General features: G+C 59.9%; 1 protein-coding gene. It reads right to left on the minus strand.

The genetic code is table 11. From position 1 onward, the window contains the following. The coding region (locus IVB22_RS17555; RefSeq protein WP_247518572.1) for a phage integrase N-terminal SAM-like domain-containing protein at positions 1–540 on the minus strand (540 nt) is incomplete at its 3' end. Positions 541–684: the final 144 nt, after the last annotated feature.

A 684-nucleotide genomic window follows, 5' to 3' on the forward strand; every position in this document is an offset into this window, starting at 1 on the left:
CCAATAGTTCGTCAGCACCTCCAGCAACCTGGCCGACAGCATGACGTAGCGGTCTTTCTGTCCCTTGCCCTGCTCGACGCGCAGCACCATGCGCTGGCGGTCGATAGCCTCAGGCTTCAGGCGGGTCGCCTCGGAAATACGCAGGCCGGCGGCATAGCATGTCGTCAGGATCGCGTGGTGTTTGAAGCTCTCGATGCAGCCAAGGAAGTGCAGCACCTCCTCGGGGCTGAGAGTGACGGCCAGTGTCTTTGGCGCCTTTGGGCACGGAATGATCTGGTCGAAATCCCAATCGAGGCCGAGCGTGACGCGGTAGAGGAATCGAAGCGCTGCGACGGTCACGTGCACCGAACGTGGCGCCAGCTTCTTCTCGTTCGTCAAATAGACCTGGTAGGCGCGGATATCCTCCGGGCCGAGCAAAGCCGGCGATTTAGCGAAATGCCGGGCGAACTGCGAAACCTGCAGCAAATAAGAATCCTGTGTGTGTCGGGACAGGTTGCGGACCTGCATATCTTCCATCATGCGTAACCGAAGCGAGGTCATAGCGAACTCCTTGGCAAGAGGGACGCTGCGCACGGGCAGCAACACCATCTTGCCAGGGGCAAGCTCTTCTGAAATTGGATGGATTACATCGCTGTGCGGGTGGTGCCGGGGTCAGAGACACTGGCTGGCTTCAGGGGGATGCGC

The organism is Bradyrhizobium sp. 190, from assembly GCF_023073415.1.
Taxonomy (GTDB): Bacteria; Pseudomonadota; Alphaproteobacteria; order Rhizobiales; family Xanthobacteraceae; genus Bradyrhizobium.